Below are 222 nucleotides of genomic sequence, written 5' to 3'. Positions count from 1 at the left end.
GCTGAGAACCAAACGGAGCCGATCCTGCGGCTCCCGCGACACCACGTTATCGATGGTGTTCAAACTGCTCCAGTCCGCCCAGAAACGCTGGAAGCGAATCAAGGGGTTTGACCAACTGAAGCTGGTCGTGGACAACGTGCAGTTTCAGGATGGAATACAGGTGGAAGATCAATCTGGCAGGAACGCTGCCTGATGGTCATACACCAGATTTGACAATAACTC

General features: G+C 53.2%; 1 pseudogene. It reads left to right on the top strand.

The window, feature by feature from the left end:
- Positions 1–193: pseudogene (locus H3Z84_RS01690) on the top strand (IS256 family transposase); the annotation flags it as partial.
- Between the last annotated feature and the right edge of the window lie 29 nt (positions 194–222).

This window comes from Marinobacter sp. bablab_jr003 (assembly GCF_016464245.1).
Taxonomy (GTDB): Bacteria; Pseudomonadota; Gammaproteobacteria; order Pseudomonadales; family Oleiphilaceae; genus Marinobacter; species Marinobacter vinifirmus.
Note: the sequence above shows the minus strand (reverse complement) of the source record. Positions and strands in the feature narration are given on the sequence as shown.